This window comes from Chryseobacterium potabilaquae, assembly GCF_902728265.1.
In the GTDB taxonomy this organism is placed as follows: Bacteria; Bacteroidota; Bacteroidia; order Flavobacteriales; family Weeksellaceae; genus Chryseobacterium; species Chryseobacterium potabilaquae.
On record NZ_CACVBR010000077.1, the window covers coordinates 1 to 6183 of the forward strand.

The following is a 6183-nucleotide window of genomic DNA, read 5'->3' on the forward strand; positions in this document are numbered from 1 at the left end:
TGCTTTAGCACACAACTTAAGAAAGAAAGTGGCATAAAAATACACTTCTAATCAAAAAAATAATCCTAAAAAATAATATGTGTAGTTTATAAATAAAAACCGCCCCAGGGAAAATGAGACGGCTTCTATTTTTTTAATCTCACCTCAGATACATACTTATACACTGCTTTACTTAGCATATTCTATTTTTACCGTAAATAACTAAGAAAAGTACTCATTTAGAACTTCATTAACAACATCTATCATTTTTACTATTTCTACAGCCAATAATTCTCTATTTATTTTACATCAAGAATATATAAAGAAACCCCTCGAAAGTGAGGGGTTTTTAGTTTATTATTTTCAAACAGCTAAATAAAAGAAAACGCTAAACTATTTTTATTACAATTTTAATACTCTTTTTGGGTGCGATGTACGACTCTCATTAAAGAGAAACAAAAACATATTATTTCTAATAAACTTGTATTTTATGGTAAAATTCTTTGGATTAAAAATAGTACATAGAAAAATAATCTATCTTTAAAAGTATTTTTTTTTAAGTCGGTTTATCGCATTATTACCAACGCAAATTTTAGCTTTTTTTCCACGTAAAAAAATCGCACTTTTGTGGTATTTTATGGGACTTTTATTTACTTTTAAAAACAAACTTACTTTATGGGCAATATAGAAAAAAAACATCCTCTCATTGAGATCTGGAATACTTATCCCTCATCCAGAAAAGAGGGTACAGAAATATTAAATAAACCTCCTATTGAAAGAATAATTGGCGAAATGTTTGCCATAGGAGAATTTTATTATTATGTTTTAAATATTACAAACAGTACCCTTTCTCATCATCATGAAAATATTTTAAAACTGCACGGATTAAAAAAGCCACCACAAAACCTAACCGATATTTTTGATTTAGCTCACCCCGATGATATTGAATTCATCATAAGAGCCGAAGAAGTCGTTATCAAAAAAATGGCCGAGATTGGAATTGAACATCAGCTTTACTTAAAGTCGAGCTATTGCTTTAGAATGAGAACAGCTAAAGGCAATTATGAACTATTTCATCATCAAGCTATGGTAACCATGGAAGGTGAAGACAAAAGCTTAGTACAGTCTATTAATATTCATACTAATATTAATCACATTACCAAAGAAAATCCATATACAGTTCTTATTTCAGGAATCAGCCCAAGAAATGATTTCTATCAAATAAATTTAAAAAACCTAAATAGAGAAGACTGCATCGACAATAATCTCACCAAAAGAGAATCTGAAATCTTAGCTTTTATAGCTAAAGGGTATTCTGCTACAGAAATCGCACAGATACTTATTTTATCCGAACATACCGTACGTACGCATCGTAAAAATATTTTAGCGAAAACCAATTCTAGAAATAGTAAAGAGTTAGTAAAAAAAGCATTTAAAAATGGACTGATTTAAAAGGAAAATCAATAAACAAAACTTTCACATTAAAAACAAACTAATTTATATTTTCTTAGATAACCTACTGATAAATCTCACAAAACAAAATCGGCGCAAAACTTGTATTTTTATAGACAGATGAACAATAAAGTTTTACAACCTCGATATAAAAACTCAGCCCATTTCAAAGATTTTTGGACAAAAGGCAATGGAAAATTACTTATTGATTTTTCCGGTGCAGAAATAAGCTTCAAAGATTTCGAAAAATTTGTGCCTTATTACTATCATGTGGATGAGATTTCAGATCAAGTAGTAAAGGATGTTTATTTGACTAAAAAATTCCAAGATGCTTCACGAGAAATAGAACAGTATATTAAAAATGGGGTTTCAGAAAATGATCAGATTCATGAAAGCATAAAAAAACTTTTTCTTCAAACTCAACAAATCCCCCACTGGCTTGATAATACACTTTTAAAAAGTGGTGCGGAATTATGCATGCGTAGCAATCTGGATTCTCTCATTTCCTTAAGAGATTATTGTTTGATGGGCGGATATGATTATGCATACCTTAATAAGCCTCTTATTGCTACAGAAGCCCTTAAGAAAGGTGCCGTAAAACGTCTCTCGGAAACACTAGATTTTTGGGTAAATGTAACACGATATGATGCAATGGAAGTTCATGCAAAAGGCTACGAATTTGCCATAAAGACGAGACTTATTCATTCCTATGCCAGACTCTCTATTAAAAAACATTATAAAAAATGGAATACTGAAGATTGGGGAGAACCTATTAATTCGTGGGATATGATGGCCACCTACATTGGTTTTAGTCTTGTTTTTCTACATAGTCTTCATAAATTGGGAAATACTGTTTCTATTGATGAAGAAAAAGGAATTTTTCATTTATGGAAATATATTGGTTACTTATTAGGTATTCCTGAACATCTTTTGCCTAATGACAAAAAACAGGCTACTGAATATTTCTATTTATGGACTTCTATTCAACCCCCTTCAGATAGGGATTCTATTCTCCTTGCCCACTCTTTACTCAATGAATCTATAGAAAATCCTATCCTAAAATTCAAATTTCAACGAAAATTACTACGCAATTTACATATTTCTTGTACCTGGTTTTTATTAGATGATACGACTTGTCAAAGACTTCAAATCCCGGACATTCCCGGTAAAAGAATATTTCCATTTTTCAAAAGATTTTTCAATAGAATTTATGATAAACTCATAAGCCGTAAAAGGAGAATAAAAAAAGGCAATAAAGACCAATTAAAAGTATTGGAAGACTATTTAAAAATCACAAAAAACTCCAACTTCCATTAGGTTTTTAAATTTTAAAACATTAAAACACGGTATAACAAAAATATTTCTTCACCATCCCCTATTCAGGATTATTAATTCTCACATCCAATTAATTATGAATCATATAAGATTCTGAAAGGATATTTTTTTACCATTAAAAAACAGATCCTGAAAATAAATAATATTAGTTTTTAAAATGAAATTTCTGTATTTTTGAGAAATTATTTAAATTTAAGATGAGTAATATTGATGATAAGAAAAAAGCACTCGCTTTAGTGCTTGACAAACTAGATAAAACATATGGAAAGGGGACGGTAATGACACTCGGAGACAATTCCGTTGACAATACCATCGAGGTTATTTCTTCCGGATCTTTAGGATTAGATATTGCTTTAGGAGTGGGAGGTTATCCAAGAGGAAGAATCATTGAAATTTATGGCCCTGAATCTTCTGGTAAAACAACTTTAACACTACATGCCATCGCAGAAGCTCAAAAAGCAGGAGGTATCGCAGCTTTTATTGATGCTGAACATGCTTTCGATAGAACTTACGCTGCAAAACTAGGAATCGATTTAGAAAATCTTATTATATCTCAGCCAGATAATGGTGAGCAAGCTTTAGAGATTGCAGATAACTTGATCCGCTCTGGAGCTATTGATATTGTGGTAATTGACTCTGTAGCTGCTCTTACACCAAAAGCTGAAATTGAAGGGGAAATGGGTGATTCCAAAATGGGGCTTCATGCAAGATTAATGTCTCAAGCATTGAGAAAATTAACAGCAACTATTTCAAGAACAAAATGTACTGTTATTTTCATTAACCAACTAAGAGAGAAAATTGGGGTTATGTTTGGAAACCCTGAAACAACTACGGGTGGTAATGCATTGAAATTCTATGCATCTGTGAGAGTAGATATTAGGAAAGCAAGTGCACCCATCAAACAAGGTGATGAAGCTATAGGAAGCCGCGTAAAGGTAAAAATTGTTAAAAATAAAGTAGCCCCCCCTTTTAAACAAGCTGAATTTGATATTATGTACGGTGAGGGAGTTTCTAAAACCGGAGAAATTCTTGACCAGGCAGTAGAGCTTGGAGTTGTTAAGAAAAGTGGTTCATGGTTTAGCTATGAAGAAACCAAACTTGGACAAGGACGTGATGCAGTAAAAGACGTTTTAAAAGATAACCCAGAACTTGCAGAAGAACTGGAAAACAAAATAAAAGAAGAATTGAAAAATAAATAAATTATTTCAATTTTACCTCATTATGACAGCCTCTTATCAAGGCTGTTTTTTTATGATCATTATAATCCTAAAAGGTAGCATATATCATGAAATAATTAAGTTTATGACTCATTTTCAACACACGACATATGTGTCATTCTGTCACTTTATCTCATATGGTATTTTTTTTGAGTAAGATTTGAAAAATATAAAATTGAAATATTATGACTAAAGGAAATATTAATGTATCCGTGGAAAATATTTTTCCGCTTATCAAAAAATTTCTTTACAGCGATCACGAAATATTCTTAAGAGAATTGATCTCAAATGCAACTGACGCTACTTTAAAATTAAAGCATTTAACTGGGATTGGAGAAGCAAAAGTTGAATATGGAGCTCCCAAGATTGAAGTCAAAATTAATAAAGAAGAAAAAACACTTACCATCATCGACCAAGGAATCGGAATGACGAGCGAAGAGGTTGAAAAGTATATCAACCAAGTCGCTTTTTCGGGAGCCGAAGAGTTTTTAGAAAAATACAAAGATTCAGCAAAAGACTCAGGCATTATTGGACATTTCGGACTTGGATTCTACTCTGCTTTTATGGTAGCGAGTAAAGTTGAGATTATTACTAAATCTTACAAAGATGAACCCGCTGTTCGTTGGATCTGCGATGGTAGCCCAGAGTTTACTTTAGAAGAAACAACAGAAAAGACTACGAGAGGTACTGAGATTATTTTACATATTGCTGAAGATTCTACAGAATTTTTGGAGGAGAAAAAAATTCGTGAATTATTATTAAAGTATAATAAATTCATGCCTGTTCCTATTAAATTTGGTACTAAAACCCATACACTTCCCTTACCTGAAAATGCTCCTGAAGATGCAGTTGCAGAAACGGAAGAAGTTGATCATATCATCAATAATCCAACTCCAGCATGGACAATTGCTCCAAGTGAATTAGCCAATGAGGATTATATGAAGTTCTATCACGAATTGTATCCGATGCAGTTTGAAGAACCTTTATTCCACATTCACTTAAATGTTGATTACCCTTTTAATCTTACCGGAGTTTTATTTTTTCCTAAGCTAAACAATGGGTTAAATATTGAAAAGGATAAAATTCAATTGTATCAAAACCAAGTATTCGTAACAGATGAGGTAAAAGGGATCGTACCAGATTTCTTAATGCTTCTTCGAGGAGTTATTGATTCTCCAGATATTCCATTAAATGTTTCTCGTTCTTATCTGCAAGCGGATGGTGCTGTGAAAAAGATTTCGTCCTATATCACAAAGAAAGTAGCGGATAAAATGGGATCTTTGATCAATGAAAACCGTGAAGATTATGAGAAAAAATGGAATGATATCAAAGTTGTTATCGAATACGGAATTATTACTGAAGAAAAATTTGCTGAAAAAGCAGATAAATTCACATTATATCCTACAACTGATGGTAAATATTTCTTATGGAATGAATTAGAAGAAAAACTAAAACCATTACAAACCGATAAAGATGGTAAATTGGTTATTCTTTATACTTCACATGTAGATGAGCAACATAGCTATATACAGTCTGCAAAAGATAAAGGATATGAAGTTCTTCTTTTAGATTCTCCTATTATCCCTCATGTTATCCAAAAGTTGGAATCATCAAAAGAGAAAATCTCATTCGTAAGAGTAGATGCTGATCATATTAATAATTTGATCAAAAAAGATGAGCCTATCATTTCTAAATTAAATGATACTGAAAAAGAATCACTGAAAAAAAATGTAGAAGAAGCTATCAAGGATACAAAATTCTCTGTTCAGCTTGAGGATTTAGACAGCAATGATGCTCCATTTACTATTACTCAACCTGAGTTTATGCGAAGAATGAAAGATATGCAATCGAACGGTGGAGGCGGTATGTTTGGAATGGGAGGATTTCCTCAAATGTATAATTTGGTTGTAAATTCTAACAGTGACTTTGCTAACCAGGTTTTAAAGACAGAAAATCTTGAAGAAAAAGAAGGCTTAATAAAATATGCTTTAGATCTTGCCAAACTTTCTCAAAACTTATTAAAAGGAAAAGAACTTACTGATTTTATCCAAAAAAGCTATAAGCAACTAGAAAATGACTAGTCCTAAATAAGCGTTACAGATTATTAGGTTAAAAATACTAATATTTTATGAGATATTTGTCGGGCTAGTCCGACAAATATCTTTGTTTTTATAGGTTTTTATTTTTACACAATCTTGTT

General features: G+C 31.6%; 4 protein-coding genes. All 4 read left to right on the forward strand.

Features of this window, described 5'->3' with window-relative positions; all coding sequences use genetic code 11:
- Positions 1 to 654: 654 nt before the first annotated feature.
- The 4 genes from CHRY9293_RS18015 to htpG all read left to right on the forward strand — a co-directional run bounded on the left by CHRY9293_RS18015 (position 655) and on the right by htpG (position 6064).
- Entirely contained in the window at positions 655 to 1431 is a 777-nt protein-coding gene (locus CHRY9293_RS18015) for a response regulator transcription factor (RefSeq protein WP_162034247.1), read from the forward strand.
- A 120-nt stretch (positions 1432 to 1551) separates the two neighbouring features.
- Positions 1552 to 2748, forward strand: a complete 1197-nt coding sequence (locus CHRY9293_RS18020) for an oxygenase MpaB family protein (RefSeq protein ID WP_162034248.1) — start codon at positions 1552 to 1554, stop codon at positions 2746 to 2748.
- A gap of 215 nt (positions 2749 to 2963) precedes the next feature.
- A complete protein-coding gene (gene recA, locus CHRY9293_RS18025) occupies positions 2964 to 3965 on the forward strand; it encodes a recombinase RecA (RefSeq protein WP_122548410.1) in 1002 nt (333 codons plus the stop codon).
- Positions 3966 to 4168: 203 nt separating this feature from the next.
- Entirely contained in the window at positions 4169 to 6064 is a 1896-nt protein-coding gene (gene htpG / locus CHRY9293_RS18030) for a molecular chaperone HtpG (protein ID WP_162034249.1), read from the forward strand.
- Positions 6065 to 6183: the final 119 nt, after the last annotated feature.